Genomic DNA, 16880 nt, shown 5'->3' on the forward strand with positions numbered 1-16880 from the left:
GCGCCGGGAGTCAGATGAACGTTCTCTTGAGGAAAAGGAATACCGGATGCGGAATCAAATCCACCAGCGCATGGAACCAACCGCGTTTCTTCTTGTACGACTGGAGATCGAGGCGTCCGAACCAATCGAAGAATTCCCGCGCTTCCTCGCGCAGCCTCTCGCGGTTGGCGACCGAACGGTTCCGGATCTCGTCCCAATACTCGACTCTCAGCTCGTTCCCCGGCAGCCACTTGGGCAGCTGCTCCTTCAGATGGCGGAACGTGTCCTCGTTCACGGGGAATCCGGCCTGCCGGGGGTCGACGCCTTCGGCGGACAGCGCCGCGATCGTCCGCAGGCACTTCTCGCAGCGGCAGCAATTGCCGTAGCTCTTGTTCGACCAGCAGACCCGGACGTTCAGCTTCTGGCCGGTGGCGTGGACGTAATCCGCGATGAGCGCGACCTTGTCCTGCCGGGTCAGCTCTTCCCCCTCGAGCTGCACCTTCGTGCCGGACCACCGCAGCCGGTTGTTGATGAGCGTGTTCGAGCCGTCGGGAATCGCCTTCGCCAGCTTGGGCGGGAGCGCCGAAGGGACGTACAGCCGGCCGATGCCGAGCGAGTAGGCGAGCGGCGCGCACAAGCCGACCATGCCGATGCCGTGCTGCACTCCCGGCCACCAGCCGTGCGTAAACCGGCCGAAGTTGAAGGCGATCAGCTCCTCGTTCAGGAACGTGCGCAGGCTCGACTTCACGAAGAGGCTCTCGATGCCGTTCGCCCGGCCGAACGCTTCGTTGTACCGCTTGACCTCGTGCCAGATATCCGGCTGCGAGAACCCGATGTCCCCGCCCCAGATCGTAATGAAGTACGGATTCTCCCCCCGCCTGCGGAGGAACGTGCCGAGCGAATCGACTCCCCCGCTGAAAAAAGCGGCGGTCCTCTCCGGCCTGGCGGGAAGCTCGGCCTCCGGCACCTCCGTCAGCTCCCGGGCGGTCAGGCTGCCTCTGAACTTGATGCGCGGATAGAGCGAGGCGAAGGCCGCCTTCGCCGTCTCCAGGCTGTCGTGGAAGGCCCGGTCGAGCTTCCCGACGAAGACGTCCGCGCCGATGACCCAGGCGACGGGGCACAGATTCGCGAGCAGCGGAACGACCAGCAGGCCTTCGGGCACGGAGCCGACGTCCCTGTCGTACTCGACGAAGAACGGCTCTCCCGAGAAGTAGGGACGAACCTTGGAACCATACTCGACCTCGTAATGAACGGCGTTGCCGTTCACGACCTTCGCTTGCCGGACGACGATCCGATACGCTTCATCCGCCATGCGTTTACTCCCCTCTCCTCCGTGTAAATCGACCTTGCTCTCTAACGGCTTAATGCAGCCTCGCCTCGTACCGCCGGCGGATGCGGATGCGGCGCCCGCGTCCCGCGCGGTTGCGGGCTCGCCCGGCTCCGGCTCTCTAGGCGCCCGCCGCCGGACGGCGCCTTCGCGTCATCGGACCCCCTCTTGAATCAGCTGCAGCGTCTCGCGGGCGCACGCGTCCCAGCTGAACGCGTCGGCCCGCCGGTAGCCCTTGTCGCGAAGCGTCGTCCGCAGCTCGGGATCGTCCATGACGCGGCCGATCTGCCTCGCGATGTCGTCCGGGTCGTGCGGGTCGAAGTACAGGCACGCTTCCCCGCACACCTCCGGGATGGAAGCGGCGCGCGAAGCGAGGATCGGCGTCCCGCAAGCCATCGCCTCGAGGGGCGGCAAGCCGAACCCTTCGTAGAAGGAGGGGAACACGAAGCAGGCGGCTCCTTCGAACAATGCCTTGAGCTCTTCGTCGCTCACGTAGCCGAGCCACTTGACCCGCTCCGAGCCGGACAGCTCCGCCCGCCCGAACACTTTGCTGTTGGAGGCGCCGGCGATGGCGATCTCGTAGTTGCGGTCCCCGAGCCGCTCCATCGCGCGCAGGAGACCCGCGAAGTTCTTGTACGGGTTGCGGCTGCTGACCGCCAGAATGTAATTCTTCGGCGTGAGCCCGTGCTTGGCGTACACGCCGGGGTCCGCCTGCACCTCGCCGATGTGCTCCTTGCCGAGGGGCACGACCTTGATTTTCCTCTCGTTCGCTCCGCAATGGCGCATGATCTGGGACTTGGAGAACTGCGAGACCGTCAGGATGGTCTTCGCCCGCCTGCCCAGCCCGCCTTGGATGACCTTGTATGCGCTGCGGAAGGAGAACGTGAACGATTCGGGGTATTCGAACACCGCGGTGTCGTGAATCGTCGCGATCTGGTTGCGCTTCGCCAGAGGGCCCGTGTTGCACAGGTTGACGAGAAGGCCGTCCCTCGCGTAATAAGGAAGCGCGAACTGCTCCCACGCGTGCCCGCGCAGCTTGCCGACCTTCTCCAGCCGAATGTGCTTAAGCTCCGGCTCGTAGAGAATGTCCGGGGGAGCGAGCAGCGTATACCGGTGTTCCCGGGCGCCGCCCCGTTCCCGGGAGCCCCCGCGTTCCGCCGGGCCGTTCCCCGCCTTCTCCTCTTGCCGGCCCGGCTTCTCTTCCCGCCGGCCCGCCGCCTGCCCTTCCGCGAGCATCCGGTCCCAGCGCTTGACCAGCTCGACCGCGTAACGTTGAACGCCCGTGATCGGCTGCGTCAGAAATCTGGCGTTAATATAAATGTTCATAACATCCCTCTCAATCGGCCTCTGAACGAGTTCCAATAATACTTCGACCTCGAGAATTGCCCGACGGTCCCGTAGACCATCGTTCCGGCCAGAGGCCTCGCCAGCATTCGGAGCTTGAACGCGATCGGATAATCGTGCTTCGAGACGACTCGGCCGAAGCCGCATCCGTACTTGTAGGCGCGGGCGATAATCTGCGGGGTGATCTGGCGCAGGGGATTGGCGTGATAGACGATGAATTCCGGGTAGTAGTATACTTTGAACCGCTTCAACGCCCGCAGCACGTAGTCCGTCTCCTCGCCGGACAAGTAGATGGAGCCGGCTCCGACCCCGATCTCTTCGTCGAAGTCGCCGATATCGTCGGCGACCTCCTTCTTCAGGAAGATCGTGAAGGAGATCGCCCGGTTCCAGACGTTCATCTTGTCGACGTAGCCTTCCTCCGGGTCGAAGCTGCCGGCGGCGTCCTCTCCCCGCTCGTCGACCGACCGGCCCGTGACGACGTCCGGGGCGGGCTCCCGCCGGAAGTAGCCGACGGCCTGCTCGAGGACGCCCGGGGCGTACCAGCAGTCGTCGTCGGGGAAGGCCACGAGGTCCCCCGTCGCCCTGCGCATCCCGACGTTCCGGGCCCGGGACAGTCCCCGCTCGGAGCGAAGATGGAGCAGCGGGAATCGATTCTTATACTTCTCGATCAGCGGACGGAGCGGATCGCCGTCGTTCTGATCGACCAGAATCAATTCGAAGTTCCGGTACGTCTGAAGATCCAGCTTCTCGAGGAACCTCTCCACTTCGGCGTACCTTTCCACCGTTGCCAAGATTAGAGATACTTTCATGGAACCACCTCCAATCTTCCGCGAGGACGAACCGGATCGCCCTGCCGTAGCCGGCGGCCCTGTGGCGCAGCCGGGGGACCGCCAGCGCCCTCGCGAGCAGGCCGGAGGCGGTCCACAGGAGGGCCGCCCGCCGCCAGGCTCCCGGCTTGCGAAGCCGAAGCAGATGGTAATGGTTGGCGATCTCCGTGTACGCGACCTGCTCCAGCTTATCCCTGGACGCCGCGGATTGGCGGTGCCGCACCTTGAGGCCCGGGTCGATCCACATCTCCCCGCTCCGCGAAGCCCAGTAGGAGAGGTAGAGATCCTCTCCGAGACTGTATCCGCCGAGCCAGTCGACGGGCTCGAGCCCGAGCAGCGCGTCCGTGCGGAACGACATGTTGCACCCGAGCAGGAATTCCGTGCGGAACGGCTCCCGCCGCTCGTTCCACCTCGTCATCGAGCCGCCGTACCCGCTCGGCGACAGCCGGCCCGGATCGCCCGAGTCGTACAGAATCGCGCGCGCGAACAGGTTCCACAGGAAGTTGCCGCGGATCGCGCCGTCCGTTCCGCCGATCGCGGCCGCTTCCGGATATCGGGCGTACAGCTCCCGGAGCCTTCGCAGGTAGCCCTCCTCCAGCTCGGCGTCGTCGTCGAGGAAGAGGATGCGGTTGAAGTCGGCCAGGCCGACGGCCTCGATTCGCGACAGCAGAAGCCCGGGCTGCCGCTTCTTGCGGTAGCGGAAGCGGCTAACGTTCCCGCCGAGCGCGTCGCTCAGCTCCGCGAGCTCGCTCTCCGAGAGCTCGCCGTCGTCGACGATCAGCACCTGCAGCGGATAGTCCGCCGACTGCCCGGCGACGGAAGCGACGCAGCGGCGAAGATCGTCAGGACGGTTGCGCGTGCAGATCGCGATAGTCAATCCCTGCCAATCGCTCACGGACGGCCTCCTCCTCCCCGCTCCCGGGCGGCCGGGGAAGAACGGCCGTCGCGCTTTCTACGTCGCGAGTCCACTCGCGGTAATACCGGCCGTTCTTCCCGTAGCTGTTGTCCAACAGAACGTTCGGCTTGTTCATCAGGCAGGCCAGGATGTGGCCGTGAAGCCGGCTCGTCACGACGCGGCCGCTCCCGGCGTACTTGCGGATCGCCTTGTCCGTCAGGCGCCGCGCGAAGCGGCGCCAGAGCGGCCAGACCGGGAGCGCGTTGCGCAGCCGCCGGTCGAGGGAGCTCATCGCGACGAGAAGCCGGACGGCCAGCCGGTCTCCTGCGGAGAGGAGAAGCGGCCAATCCGTCGTCTCGTCGATGCGTTCGCCCGCGATGGCGGAGCCCTCCGCGCCCGACGCCTCGCCGTCCGTCCGGAGCACGCCGAGCACCCGCGCGAACCCGGCCCCGCCCGCTTGACCGGCTTGGCCGGCTCGGCCCGCGTCGATCGGATAGAGCTGGTGCGCCATGTCCGGCGACAGATACAGATTGGCGATATGGCCCCGGGCCTTCTCGTAGGAGACCCGGTCGCGGACGAACAAGTGAAGATCCTGGTGGCTCCCGAGCAGCTCCATGGACCGCCTCTCGCTCTCCGCGTCCCGGAATTCGACCGTCTGGGGCAGGATGACGATCCGGTGATCCGGATAGCAGCGGACGATGTCCTCCCGCAGCCGCTGATACCAGGGGTACAGGTCTCCGAAGTTGCCGCCGCCGTGGCAGACGAGGATCCAGTCCCGGGGGATCTTGACGCCGGGGCGGAAGTTCACGCACGAATAGCGTCTCCGCACCCGGATCCGGTGTTCGGCGAAGAAGGCCTCCGTGCCCTGAAGGATCAGAAGATCCCCGATATTCTCGTGAAGGGGATAGTCTATGTAAGCGACCTGCGATCCGGGAGGAACCGCCTCCGCGATCGCGCCCAGCCTCCTCTTCAGTCGTTCCATGGGATGTCGCTCCCGAATGACGGCTTCCATTCGCTTCCTCCTTGCTCCCTCGAAGCTTCCCCTTAACCGGAGAAGCTCTTCTCCGCCGTCAAGGCGCGCGGCTCCCCTTGGAACGGCCTCGACCCGGACAGTCGCCCGCCGAAGTCGATGATCTGCTCCGCCTTCGTCCTCCACGACTGCTTGCGGGCCGCTTCGACGATTCGGCCTCTCGCGATCTCTCCGCGATCCAGCTTCCGCAGCACCTGACCCACCCGCTCCGCGAACGAGTCCGCGTCCTTGTAGAAGTAGAGGAAGTCCTCCCCTCTTCTTCTCAGCTCCGGAGTCTCCTTGACGACCGTCGGAAGTCCCGCGGCCGCGTATTCGTACAGCTTCATGGGGCTTCGGCCCAGATTCGCCTTGTGGTCGGAGAGAGGAAGCAGCGCGAGATCCGCGTGCTGCAAGTAGGCGGGAAGATCGTCGTAGGCTTTGGCCCCGAGGAAAAACACGTTGCCCGGGAAGCCCTGCGTCCGGACGAACGCCGGATCGCAAGGGCCGATGACGACGACGCTGAGGGAGGGGGAACGCTCGGCGAGGCGCTTGACCGCCGCCATGTCGAACCGTTCGTCGACGGCGCCGGCATAGATCGCCCGCGGGCCCGGGATCTCCTTCAGATCGTCCGGCTCGGGACGGGCCCGCTCGAAGTGCGCGAACTCCACTCCGTTCTCCAGCACGATGGCGGGCATGTCGCTCTTGTGTCTCCGGGCGTTCGCGAGAACGGGCTCGGACGTCGCCACCACGCCGTGGGCGCGGCTGATGATCTCCTTCTCGGCGATCTCCACGGTCCGGTCCCCGTGCATGTCCGCGTAATTGTCCGTCGGCCGGTAGATGACGACCTTGGCCTTTAGCTGCTTCTCGATGCCGGCGAAGTAGGGCTGGTCGATGAGCAGCAGATCGACCTCGGAGAACCGGTACATGCCGAGCAGCTTGCGAATCGACGGGAAGGCGATGGAACGGACGAACAGATTGATTCCCGTTCGGCGGTAGATGGCGCTCGCGAGCGGCCACGGAACGAGCGACATCGGAACGCCGTGGATCATGCGCCCGCTCTGCTTGCGGATGTTCCTCCATTGGGCGAGCCTATCCTTGATGGGCGGCTCCTTCATCTTCATCAAGTGGGCGGGCGTCACGGACGTGCTAAGATGGAGGACCCGGTGGCCCATCTTCGACATCTCGCGGGCCAGATGATGGGACCCGACCACGAAGGGGCCGCCGATATAGGTGTGGCTGACGAACAGGATATTGAGCGGTCTCGCCGGCGCTGTCATCGGACGAACCCTCGCCGATTCGGCCGATAGGGCCGGGAATGGTACGATCTCACTCCAACTCCTCCTTCATGCTTATCTTTGTCTCTATCGCCGTCTCCGGCTCTCGTCACGTCTTCCCTGCCTCGCTGCCTCTTATCTCGCTTCGTTCAGCGCGACTCCCAGAACGCGGGCGTTCACTTGCTCCAGCACGGACGCCGCCTTCCCGAGCGTCTTCTTCTTGACGGTTCCCTTCCCGGCGACCATCAGCACGCTGTCGCACTGGACCGCCATGATCTGCGCGTCGGCGAACGACAGGACCGCCGGCGTGTCGATCAGTATTACGTCGTACGAAGGCTTCGCTTCTTCCAGCAGTTGGGCCATCCTCTCGGATCCCAGCAGCTCCGCCGGGTTGGACGGAATCGGACCGGCCGGGAGAAGGGTCAGGTAAGGGATCGTGGTGGCGACGGCGACGTCGCCCAGCTCGTCTTGCCCTCCGAGCAGCGTGGACAAGCCGTGCCTGTTCGGGACGTCGAAGATCGATTGCTGGATCGGATCCCTCAGGTTGGCGTCCACGAGAAGAACCTTCTTCTTCGAATCGGCGAACGCCGCCGCCAGATTGGCGGCCGTCGCGCTTTTCCCTTCGCCTTGGGTCGACGAGGAGATCGCGATCGTCTTGATCCGCCGCTCCCCTTGGGCGTATTCGATGTTCGTTCGGAGGATCCGGTAGGCTTCGGATACGGCCGTGCCCGGACCTCCGTCGATGAACAGCTTGCTTCTAGGTATGGATCGTGGCACCTGTCCCACCCCTTATCGGATTATCCAGATTGGCGTTCTTGCTTCCCTTCGTTCTCCGGCTGCGCGACGCGTTCGGAATGTCCGCGATCGTCGCGAGACCGGCCCATTCCCGGACGTCCTCTTCGGACTTGACGGTATCGTCGAGGTAATCGAGCAGGAACGCGAGCCCGATCCCGACGACGAGCAGCAGGACGATCGAGAGCAGCACGTTCGTCAGAGGATTGGGAGAGCTCGGCTCCGCGTTCGCTCCGGGATCGGCTTCGAACAGAATGTTGACGTTGTCGACCTTCATCAGCTTCGGGATCTCCTCCTGGAACACGCGGGAGACCGCGTTCGCCATCTCGGCGGCCCGGCTGTAGGAGGAATCCTTCGCCGTCACCGACATGACCTGGGTGCCGTTCACGGTCGAGACCGACACCTTGTCGATCAGCTCGCCGACGCTCGTCTTCAGCCCCGGGTACTGCTGGATGACGACGTTCATGATGCGGGGCGTCCGGATGATCTCCTTGTAGGTCTTGATGATCTCGACGTTGAAGTCGATCGTTCGGACGTCCGGGAGCCCGGCCGTTCCGACCGCTCCCTCCTTCTGGTTCACGATGATTTTCGACGAGGCCTCGTACTGTTTGTCTATGAGATAGGCGGAGCAGACGCCCGTCGCCGTCGCCCCGATGACGACCAGCAAGGCAATGAGCCAGAGTCGCCGCTTCACGATAAGCCAGTATTGTTTTAATTCCATTTCTCTCCTCCGTCCTGATGGGTTCATGTTTCGATACATTTCGTATCTAACGATTAATCCTAATATAAGTTACATTTTGTATCATGTCAATGCCAAATCGGGAGGACCGGCAGCAGAAAACCGTTTTGAGAGCGCGCGGCGGAACCCCGGCGTTCGCGCGAAACAACAAAAGCCGCCCCCTTTCGGGAGCGGCTCTCCGGGCTCTCAGATCACATCGGATGGGTTCGGATGAACTCCTTCAGTCTCGAATAAGCGGGCTTCTTCGTCACGCCGTCGTCCTTCAGCAGCCCGTAATTGCCGTCGCCGCCGTACGCGGCGTCGTCGTAGAAGCTGTACACCATGACGCTTCGCAGGTCGTACTCTTTGGCCACCGACGCGTATTGGCCCAGCATCCGGTCGCTCACCAGGTGTTCGGCGATCCGATTGTCGTCGCCGAGCGTCGGCCGGACGCCGAATTCCGTCAGCCAGATCGGCTTGCCGAACCGGTCCTTCAGCTCCTGCAGAACGTTGTAGCACCCGCTCTCGCCGCAGGCGTTCGTAATATCTCCCATGTCGGAGTACCAATGCCAAGACGTGGTGTCCCAGCGAACGACGGGCTTGCCGGTCGCGCCGTCGGGCTGCGTTCCGTTCCAGAGCATGTCGACGAACGCCAGGTGCAGCCAGCTGCTGCCGCTGATGTTGATGCGGGAGGAGACATCGACCGAACGAATGCCGTCGATCATGCCGCGCAGCGCTCCTCTTGCCTTCGCGAACCGGGCGTTGTCGTAATCGCTCGGCCTGACGCCGTCCCGCCCTTTGAGGATCACCCAGTTCTCCAGCTCGTTGCCGACCTCGTAATAGGTGACCCGGCCCTCCAGCTGCAGCGCGGCCGCCCGGCCGACCTGGTAGCCTTTGTCATAAGCCTCGTTCTCGCCGTTCTCGGCCTGCGGGTTCGGCGTCAGGACGGGAACGATCTGAACGCCCGATCCGGCGAAGACGTCGGCCATCCTGGCCAGCTGGGCGGCGGTTCTCTCGTCCCAGATGTCGTTGCGGTAGATCGTCAGTCCGATATCCTTGAGCTGCTTCAGCTGCTCGGCGAAGCTCACCTTGGCGTAAGCTCCTCCTTGGCTCTGGTGCCCGTTCGTTCCGTAGAAGATCTTCTCGATCCCCCGGTAGCGGGGAGTGGCCCCGTTCGCCGCGAGCTTCTCGGCTCTCACCTTCAGCTCCTTCGCGTCGGGCTTGAGGGCGACGGCCCGCAGGAAGGTGACCGCCTCCGCGCGGGTCATCCCCCTGCCCGCCTCGTAGCCGAGCAGAGTCTTGCCCGACCGGCCTTTGGAGAAGCCCATCTCATATAGGAACGCGATCGATCCGAACGCGTCGTAATGGAAGCCGTAAGCTCCGGCGATCAGCTTGGCCGCCAGGCCCCGGTTCGCGGGGAGCGTTCGCTTGGCCGGCTCCTCGAGGCCGAGGAGCGGCATGTTGAACCGTCTCCCCGCTTCGTAGAACGGCTCCGTCCAGTTGACCCCGGGCCTGGCGGCCGCATGGACGACATTCATCGCGTTCGGGTATATGCGCAGAAGCATCGCCAGAAATTCCGCCTCGGTCACCGGATTGTCCGGCTTGAACGTTCCGTCCTTGTATCCGAGGACGAGGTTCGACTGGACCGCCCAACGTATATCCGCTTCCGCCCAATGCCCCTTCACGTCCGACAAGGATACCGGGGCCTTCGAAGCCGACGAGCCGGTCGCGAGGAACAGAATCGCCAAGCCGATGACGGAAGCCGCAAGCCAGCGCAAGCGTCGCATCTTTTCCCTCCATAAGGAAAATGAAATATTCTAACTATACGCTACCTATCGTATCGAGTCAATGGACGGGAGCCGCCCGGTTGCCGGATCGAACGGATGCGGAAGCGGAACCCCCGTCTCTTCTTGACACCAAAATGTTACTCAATGTATCATTTAACAAGAACCATGCCAAATCGTATCGTCCAGTTCGCGCCGACTGCCGGCAGGACCGCGCCCGAATGTCCGCGTATGACGCGTATGAAGCGTTACCTATTATTAAGATAGGAGTAGATCGATGCAACCGACTCTGAACCGTTTCTTCGCTCTCTGGGCCTTCCTTCTTCCCGTCACCTCGTTCCTGATCGTTCCTTCCGTTCCCGGGACCACGCCGGGGCTGATGCTGGGGCTCGCGTCCATCCCCTTCGTCCTGTTCCTCTACCTGGGGCCGCAATACCGAAGCCGCGCCTATCTGGCGGAGAAGGGCTTCTTCTTCCGCGACCTGCTCGGCTTCTGCCTGCTGTTCGGCGGGTTGACGGCGGCGGCCCAGCTGAGCCTCGCCTTGGCCGTGGACGGCGGAGCCTCCATCTCCTTCGAGAAGCTCACGCTCGTGTCCGACGAGGATTGGCGAACCTATCTGTTCCGTTCCTCCATGTTCACCCAGTCCCTCTACCTGTTCGCGGCGGTGGCGCTGGCCGTCTTCGTCAAAAACTATTATCGCCCGTCCTGGAACCGGTACATCCTCTACGGAGCCCTCGTTCTGTGCCTTTACGGGATCTACGAATTCGTCTACTTCCTGCTCTTCCACGAGAACGGCGACTTCGTGACGAACCGGGTGTTCAAGGGCGGCTCCGAGAACAACCCCCTCACCGGTTCGGGCAGCCTCTTCCAGACGATGAGCTTCTTCGGCATCGACATGATGCGGATCAAGAGCCTGACCGGCGAGCCGAGCATGTACAGCTTCACGGTCCTGCCCCTCTGGATCTACGCGATCCACCTTCGCAAGACGTTCGTCCATCTGCTGCTGCTGGCCAGCCTGCTCTTGACCTTCTCCACGACGGCCTTCATCGGCATCCTGCTGTATCTCGCCCTGCGGGTCGTGTTCTTCAAGCTGAGAGACCGTTACCTCCTCTCCGCTCTCGTCGTCTTCCTGTTCGCCTCGCCTTTCGCGCTCGGATACCTGCAACCCGTCTACGAGGCAGTGCTCGGGAACAAGTCGGATACCGACTCGGGTCTGCTCCGCCAGACGCTGATGGAGAGACATCTCGACTTCTTCGGCCAGCTTCCGCTCTTCAACCAGCTGTTCGGCGTCGGCTTCGGATACGTCCGTTCGGCCGATCTGTGGTCGACCTTCCTCTGCAACGTCGGAATCGTCGGCGTCGCCCTCTTCACGCTGCTGTTCCTAGTGCCGATTCTGAAGCTGAAGAACGACTACGAGAACGTCGGCATCAAATGCGCGCTTATCGTCATATACGCGACGGCCATGATCGCGGTTGCCGAATTCTCCTATCTGACGACCTGGCTGTTCGCGGGGATGGCCTACGCCCGGATGAGGACGGCGGAGAACCGCCTGCCGGCGGCCGCTCGGCCGGATCGGCGGGCCCGGCTCGGGAAGCGAATCCCCGCCGGGAACGGCGGCTGACGGAAGCTGCGTGCGTTAACTCTATGGTTATAGCAAAAGGGCCGTCCCGCGGACGGCCCCTTTTTTATGTCGATGTCCGATCTACTCCCGCATGCTCTTCCTCAAGCGCTCGCTTGCCCTTTGACAGTGGGCTGCCTCGAAGCGAACAGGACGTTATCCAACCGCAACCCCCTCGCGACGGCTTGAACGACGAGCGGGACCGCGATTCCCATTATCGTTCCGAGTACGATATGCACGGCCGGATCGCCGATATGCAATCCCTTGTCCAGCACGATTCTCGTCCCCGAAGCCGCGAGAATATGCACCAGGTAGATGGACATCGAAGAGAGCCCGAGGGACTTGAGCCACGTTGTTCCCTTGACGGCTTGAAGCCGGTAGGACAGCGCGATCACGAACGCGACGCCGGCCGCCGCCGCCGCAAGCCCCAGATATTGAAATCCGGGAGCGTCGTAGAACCGGTTCGCCGCCCACAGGTACAAGGCGTTCACGAGGATAAACGCGGCCGAGGACGCATACAGAGCCGCCGGCTTGAACAGGCGCGGAACGATCGACTTGTACCGGGCCAAGCAGGTTCCCGCGAGGAAGTAGACGAAGTGGCTGCCGAACTTCTCGACGATCCAATTGAGCTCCAGCAGCGGCATGGCCGCGAAGACGGCCAACCCGACGAGCAGGATAACGGGCTTCGGCAAAAATTTGTTCATGGCGTAATAGAGGATAAACATGAAGAACAAGGCGTAGAGGAACCAGAATTGGCCGATGGGACTCCACCCGATGTTCGCCGGAAGACCGCTCCAGGTCAGCGTCGAGCTGTTCGTCGTCCCCGAGAGCACGATCATGACGCTCCCTTGCAAGAGCGACCATATCAGATAGGGCAGCAGAAGCTGGTGGACCTTCTTGCCCGCCGCCGACGCGAACGGCTTGCTCTCCCAGCTGGAGACGAACAGGCCGGACAGCAGGAAAAACAGAGGCATATGGAATCCGTAAACGAACGTATCCGAATAGAAGAAAAAATTCTCGTTCAACCCGATGTCGGCATCGTGGATGCCTCTGAGCACATGACCGTAGACGACAAGCGCGATTCCGATTCCCCTCGCGATATCCGCCCAAGCGAGCCTCATTGGTTAACCTCCTTCGATTGTTCGGCGCGACGTTCTCCGCGGCAGACTCGCGTCTTTTCTTCATATTATGATACAATTTGTATCAGTGTCAATATAAAGAAGCCACGTCCGCTTCATCGGCGAACCCGGCTTCCGGCTTGCGTATGGGTATTCCCGCTCGCCCGCGTCTTCACGTCGTAGCGGCGTAAGAATCTTCTTCCTCGTCTTCAAGCTCCATTGCCCGAAGCCTCTCCGCCCGCTTCTTGAATGCGATAGTGGAGAGAAGCACGCTGAACTCGTACAGCGCGACGAGCGGAACGGCGACGAGCAGGTCGGACACGACGTCCGGAGGCGTGATCACCGTGCCGACGACGACCATGATCAGCCAGGCGATCCGGCGCAGCTTCCGCAGCACGATCGGATTGAGGATGCCGATCCGCGTCAGGAACAGAATGACGACCGGCAGCTCGAACAGCACCGCAAGCGGTACCACGATGTTGAACATGAACGAGAAGTACTGCCCCGCCCCGTACATCTGATTAAGTCCCATGTTTTGCGTGATGCCCTCCGTGAACCGGTAGGCCATGGGGAACACGATAAAGTAGGCGAAAGCCAGTCCGGCGAGGAACATGACGAGAGCTCCCGGCACGTACTTCAGCGTCGCCTTCTGCTCCTTCCTTCCGAGCGCGGGCCGGACGAACGCCCAGAGCTGGTACAGGGCGAACGGAATCGCGACGACGAAGGAGATGACGAAGGCGAACTTCATGTAGAGCCCGATGGCGTCCCAAGGAGAGAATGCGCTTAGCTCGATCCGTCCCGCGGGCGTCTTCTCGATCAGGTAATCGAACAGCGGGCCGGCCCCGAACAAGCCGCCGGCGACGCCGAGCACGAAGACGATCAGGACGTAAATGATTCTTTTCCTCAGTTCACCGATATGCTCCATCAGGGGCATCCAGCCGCCTCCCGGCTGCTTGGCCCCGGCGGAGTTCGAACGATCCGTCATGCCTGAACCCCTTACTCCGGAAGCCGGCGTTCCGCTTTGGGTTGTTCCGCTTCGGCGGCAGAGACCTCAACCCGGCGCGGAGCGGGTTCCGGCTGCTCTTCCAGAATGCCGTTCGCGCCTTTCTTGAATTCGCGCAGCGTGCGTCCGAACGCTTTGCCCAGCTCCGGAAGCTTGTTCGGTCCGAACAAGAGCAGAGCCACGATCACGATCAATAGAAAACCTGTAGCGCCGATGCCTGACATCGTAACGCCTCCTATTCGCTCATGGAATTATAGAACCTCAAATCGGTCAACAACGGTGCAAGCCGCCGTACCCCATCCGGGCGATCTCCTCGCGCTCGATCTTCTCTCCCGCGAGAACCCGCGGCAAGAGCACGTCGAAGGACGTGTACGGGTCGTGCATGACGCAGCCCGGCAGCCCGAAGATCGGCACTCCCCGCAGGTAGCCGAACAGCAGCATCGAGCCCGGCAGCATCGGCGTCCCGTAGCTGACGATATCGGCGCCGGCCGCGGCGATGGCTCCCGGCGTCCGGTCGTCCGGGTCGACGGACATCCCGCCGGACACAAGTATCATATCATACCCTTGATTCAGGAAATAGATAATTTCGTTGACAATTATTTGTCGGTCGTCCGGCGCGAACCGCTGCTCCGCGAGCTCCGACCCGAGCTCCTCCAGCTTGCGGGAGACGGCCGGCCCGAACTTGTCCTGGATGCGGCCGGAGAACACCTCGGTGCCCGTCGACAGCAGCGCGGCCCGCATCTTGCGAAGCGGCTTGACCGCGATCGGGTCAGAGCCTTCCCGGCTGCGGTATTCGGAGGCGATCCGCTCGACTTCGGCGACCTTGGCTTCCGGCACGATCAGCGGGATCGCCCGCGTGGCGGCCACATGGTCCCCTTCCCGGACGACCCGCCCGCTCGTTACGGTCGCCAGAGCGATCTCGCCGAGCGAATTGATCCGGTCGACGACTTCCTTGGAGATGGAAGCGAGCCCCGTAATCGTAGACTTCAGCGTCACCTTGCCCTCGTGCGGCTCGCCGCGGCTCAGGTTCTGCCCGCCGAGCGCGAGCGCCATCCTAAGCGCCGCGTCGTCCTCGTGGAGATCCGTCGGCGCGAGCTCCATCGCGTACAGATGCTCCTTGCCGATATCCTTCAGCTTCGGGATGTCCTCTTCCGTGACTTTGTGGCCTTTGCGGAACAGGCGTCCCTTGAACGTCCCCGGAAGAATCTGCGTCAGGTCGTGCGCGAGAATCAGGCCGACCGCGTCCTCGACCTTCACCTCCCGCAGCACCGAATCGCCGATCCGCTTCTCTTCCGCTCCGGAAGCGGACGGATTAGGCTTCGTCATCCGTCAATGTCCCTCCCTAATCCCTTAACCTGGAGCAACGCGGCCGGCAGCACGTCCAGGATCGCCATGAAGAGCTCGTGAACGCCCTTCGGATCCCCGGGCAGGTTGACGATTAGCGTCCGCCCCCGGATGGCGCATACGCCGCGGAACAGCATCGCCCTTCTCGTCCGTTGCAGAGCCTTCGCCCGCATCGCCTCCGCCATGCCGGGAACGGTCCGTTCGGCGACCATCAGCGTCGCCTCCGGCGTCACATCCCGGAAGCCGAGACCCGCGCCGCCGGTCGTCAGAATCAAGTCCGCCTGGAAGTAGTCGGCCATCTCGATGAGCGCGGCCCGAATCTCGTCTTGCTCGTCCGGGACGACGCGATAGTCGACGATCTCCCCTCCGAGCTCCTCTTCCACCAGCTCCCGAATGACCTGCGCGCTCGTGTCTTCTCTCTCTCCGCGCGACCCTTTGTCGCTGGCCGACAGCAAGGCTACCTTCCAATGCATATCCGTTCCCCCTTCGCTCCCATTTGGCATAACGCCTCCGTCATCCGCGAGCGTCCGCCGTCCGGTCAACCCGCCCCGGCGCCGTCCGCGGCTTTGTAATCCCCGCTTTTCCCCCCCGTTTTCGAGACTAGTCGCGTCGGGCCGATCTCCATGTCCTTCTGCAGCGCCTTGCACATATCGTAAACGGTCAAAGCGACGGCGGATACGGCGGTCAGCGCCTCCATCTCGACGCCCGTCTTGCCCGTCGTCTTCACTTCCGCCGTGATGTACAGCGTGTCCCGCCCGTTGTCCGAGAACCGGACGTTCACCCCGGTCAGCGGCAGCGGGTGGCACATCGGAATCCAATCCGACGTGCGCTTGGCGGCCTGAATGCCCGCCACTTGCGCCACCGCCAGCACGTCGCCCTTGGCGACCGTGCCTTCGCGGATGCGCGCGAGCGTATCCGGACGCATCGTCACCTTCGTCTCGGCGACGGCCGTGCGGGCGGTGACCGCCTTGTCCGACACGTCGACCATTACGGCCCGTCCCTGTTCGTTAAAATGAGTCAGACGATCCGGCTCGTTCCTCCCCGTCTCCATTCGCTTCCCTCCCGTCGAACCAGATGATGCCTTCCTCCGTAGCCAAGCCGCTCAGCGGCAAATCGTGCGGCTCCCGCGGCAGCTCTTCCTCCCCCGCGACTTGCCGCTCGTAGGCGAATCCGATCCACAGCGTTCGCCGGGACCGCTCCGGCGCGGCCGCGCGTCTCGCCGCGTACAGCCGATCGTAGTAGCCTCCGCCGTAGCCGAGCCTGCCTCCCTGTCGGTCGAAGGCGAGCCCCGGCACGAGCACGACGTCGATCTCTCCTCCGACCGGATACGGCTCGGTGGCGGCCGGGTTCGGCTCCGGCACTCCCCATCTTCCGGGCGTCCAGTCGGCGGGGGAATCGATTATTCGCAGCTCCATGCCGCTATCCCCTTCGCTCAGGCGTTCCCTGTTCGAGGACTGCGTGCTGCTATCCCCGCTGCTCAGGTTGCTCGAATCGGCAGATGCCGTACCGTTATCCCCTTGGTTCAGGGAGTGCCGGTCGAGGAAGGTGGTGCCACTATCCCCGCTGCTCAGGACGCTCGAATCGGCAAAGGCCGTACCATTATCCCTACCGCTCAGGGGGCCCTGACTCGAAGGGATAATGGTATGCCCCTTATCGTTCGACAACTCCTGAGCGAAGGGGATAGTGGCATGTTCCTCGCCGCTGGGCGAAGCCTGAATGGAGGGGATAATGGCATGTTCCCTGTCGTTTGGCAAATCCTGACTCGAAGGGATAGTGGCATGCCCCCTGTCGTTCGACGAATCCTGAACGGAGGGGATAGTGGCATGCCCCCCGCCATTCCGCGCTACC

The 16880-nt window shown here is 63.1% G+C and carries 17 protein-coding genes; 1 reads left to right on the top strand and 16 read right to left on the bottom strand.

Annotation, left to right across the window (positions count from 1 at the left end):
- Positions 1-10 precede the first annotated feature (10 nt).
- The 9 genes from H7B90_RS14100 to H7B90_RS14140 all read right to left on the bottom strand — a co-directional run bounded on the left by H7B90_RS14100 (position 11) and on the right by H7B90_RS14140 (position 9952).
- The gene (locus H7B90_RS14100) at positions 11-1291 is read right to left on the bottom strand and encodes a hypothetical protein (RefSeq protein WP_185136524.1); all 1281 of its coding nucleotides are present in this window, start codon (positions 1289-1291) and stop codon (positions 11-13) included.
- A 168-nt stretch (positions 1292-1459) separates the two neighbouring features.
- Positions 1460-2632 carry a glycosyltransferase family 4 protein gene (locus H7B90_RS14105; RefSeq protein WP_185136525.1) on the bottom strand — a complete coding sequence of 391 codons (1173 nt, stop codon included), beginning with the start codon at positions 2630-2632 and terminating at the stop codon, positions 1460-1462.
- Positions 2629-3414 (bottom strand): glycosyltransferase family 2 protein, encoded by a 786-nt coding sequence (locus tag H7B90_RS14110; RefSeq protein WP_185136526.1) that lies wholly within the window; start codon positions 3412-3414, stop codon positions 2629-2631. The genes H7B90_RS14105 and H7B90_RS14110 overlap by 4 nt, the downstream gene beginning before the upstream one ends.
- Positions 3305-4372 (bottom strand): glycosyltransferase family 2 protein, encoded by a 1068-nt coding sequence (locus H7B90_RS14115; RefSeq protein WP_185136527.1) that lies wholly within the window; start codon positions 4370-4372, stop codon positions 3305-3307. The genes H7B90_RS14110 and H7B90_RS14115 overlap by 110 nt, the downstream gene beginning before the upstream one ends.
- Positions 4320-5354 carry a polysaccharide pyruvyl transferase family protein gene (locus tag H7B90_RS14120; RefSeq protein ID WP_185136528.1) on the bottom strand — a complete coding sequence of 345 codons (1035 nt, stop codon included), beginning with the start codon at positions 5352-5354 and terminating at the stop codon, positions 4320-4322. The genes H7B90_RS14115 and H7B90_RS14120 overlap by 53 nt, the downstream gene beginning before the upstream one ends.
- A gap of 62 nt (positions 5355-5416) precedes the next feature.
- The gene (locus tag H7B90_RS14125; protein WP_185136529.1) at positions 5417-6658 is read right to left on the bottom strand and encodes a glycosyltransferase; all 1242 of its coding nucleotides are present in this window, start codon (positions 6656-6658) and stop codon (positions 5417-5419) included.
- A 132-nt stretch (positions 6659-6790) separates the two neighbouring features.
- Positions 6791-7432, bottom strand: coding sequence for a CpsD/CapB family tyrosine-protein kinase (locus tag H7B90_RS14130; protein ID WP_185136530.1), 642 nt, complete (start codon positions 7430-7432; stop codon positions 6791-6793).
- Positions 7413-8168 carry a YveK family protein gene (locus tag H7B90_RS14135; protein WP_185136531.1) on the bottom strand — a complete coding sequence of 252 codons (756 nt, stop codon included), beginning with the start codon at positions 8166-8168 and terminating at the stop codon, positions 7413-7415. Before H7B90_RS14135 ends, H7B90_RS14130 begins: the two co-directional genes overlap by 20 nt.
- 209 nt (positions 8169-8377) lie before the next feature.
- Entirely contained in the window at positions 8378-9952 is a 1575-nt protein-coding gene (locus H7B90_RS14140; RefSeq protein WP_185136532.1) for an S-layer homology domain-containing protein, read from the bottom strand.
- 274 nt (positions 9953-10226) lie between these two features.
- Here H7B90_RS14140 and H7B90_RS14145 point away from each other — a divergent pair, with 274 nt between their 5' ends.
- The gene (locus H7B90_RS14145) at positions 10227-11570 is read left to right on the top strand and encodes a hypothetical protein (RefSeq protein ID WP_185136533.1); all 1344 of its coding nucleotides are present in this window, start codon (positions 10227-10229) and stop codon (positions 11568-11570) included.
- A gap of 101 nt (positions 11571-11671) precedes the next feature.
- Here the strand turns inward: H7B90_RS14145 and H7B90_RS14150 are convergent, their stop codons facing one another.
- The 7 genes from H7B90_RS14150 to H7B90_RS14180 form a co-directional block, all read right to left on the bottom strand.
- Positions 11672-12688, bottom strand: coding sequence for an acyltransferase family protein (locus tag H7B90_RS14150; RefSeq protein ID WP_185136534.1), 1017 nt, complete (start codon positions 12686-12688; stop codon positions 11672-11674).
- 169 nt (positions 12689-12857) lie between these two features.
- Positions 12858-13670, bottom strand: coding sequence for a twin-arginine translocase subunit TatC (gene tatC, locus H7B90_RS14155; protein ID WP_185136535.1), 813 nt, complete (start codon positions 13668-13670; stop codon positions 12858-12860).
- 11 nt (positions 13671-13681) lie between these two features.
- A complete protein-coding gene (tatA, locus tag H7B90_RS14160; protein WP_185136536.1) occupies positions 13682-13912 on the bottom strand; it encodes a twin-arginine translocase TatA/TatE family subunit in 231 nt (76 codons plus the stop codon).
- Positions 13913-13958: 46 nt separating this feature from the next.
- Positions 13959-15014 carry a molybdopterin-binding protein gene (locus H7B90_RS14165; protein WP_185136537.1) on the bottom strand — a complete coding sequence of 352 codons (1056 nt, stop codon included), beginning with the start codon at positions 15012-15014 and terminating at the stop codon, positions 13959-13961.
- The gene (locus H7B90_RS14170) at positions 15011-15505 is read right to left on the bottom strand and encodes a MogA/MoaB family molybdenum cofactor biosynthesis protein (protein ID WP_185136538.1); all 495 of its coding nucleotides are present in this window, start codon (positions 15503-15505) and stop codon (positions 15011-15013) included. Before H7B90_RS14170 ends, H7B90_RS14165 begins: the two co-directional genes overlap by 4 nt.
- 65 nt (positions 15506-15570) lie before the next feature.
- Positions 15571-16083, bottom strand: coding sequence for a cyclic pyranopterin monophosphate synthase MoaC (gene moaC / locus H7B90_RS14175; protein WP_185136539.1), 513 nt, complete (start codon positions 16081-16083; stop codon positions 15571-15573).
- On the bottom strand, positions 16040-16447 hold the full coding sequence (locus tag H7B90_RS14180; protein WP_185136540.1) for a 5-formyltetrahydrofolate cyclo-ligase: 408 nt from the start codon (positions 16445-16447) through the stop codon (positions 16040-16042). Before H7B90_RS14180 ends, moaC begins: the two co-directional genes overlap by 44 nt.
- Positions 16448-16880 lie beyond the last annotated feature (433 nt).

The organism is Cohnella xylanilytica, from assembly GCF_014212175.1.
GTDB lineage: Bacteria > Bacillota > Bacilli > Paenibacillales > Paenibacillaceae > Cohnella > Cohnella xylanilytica.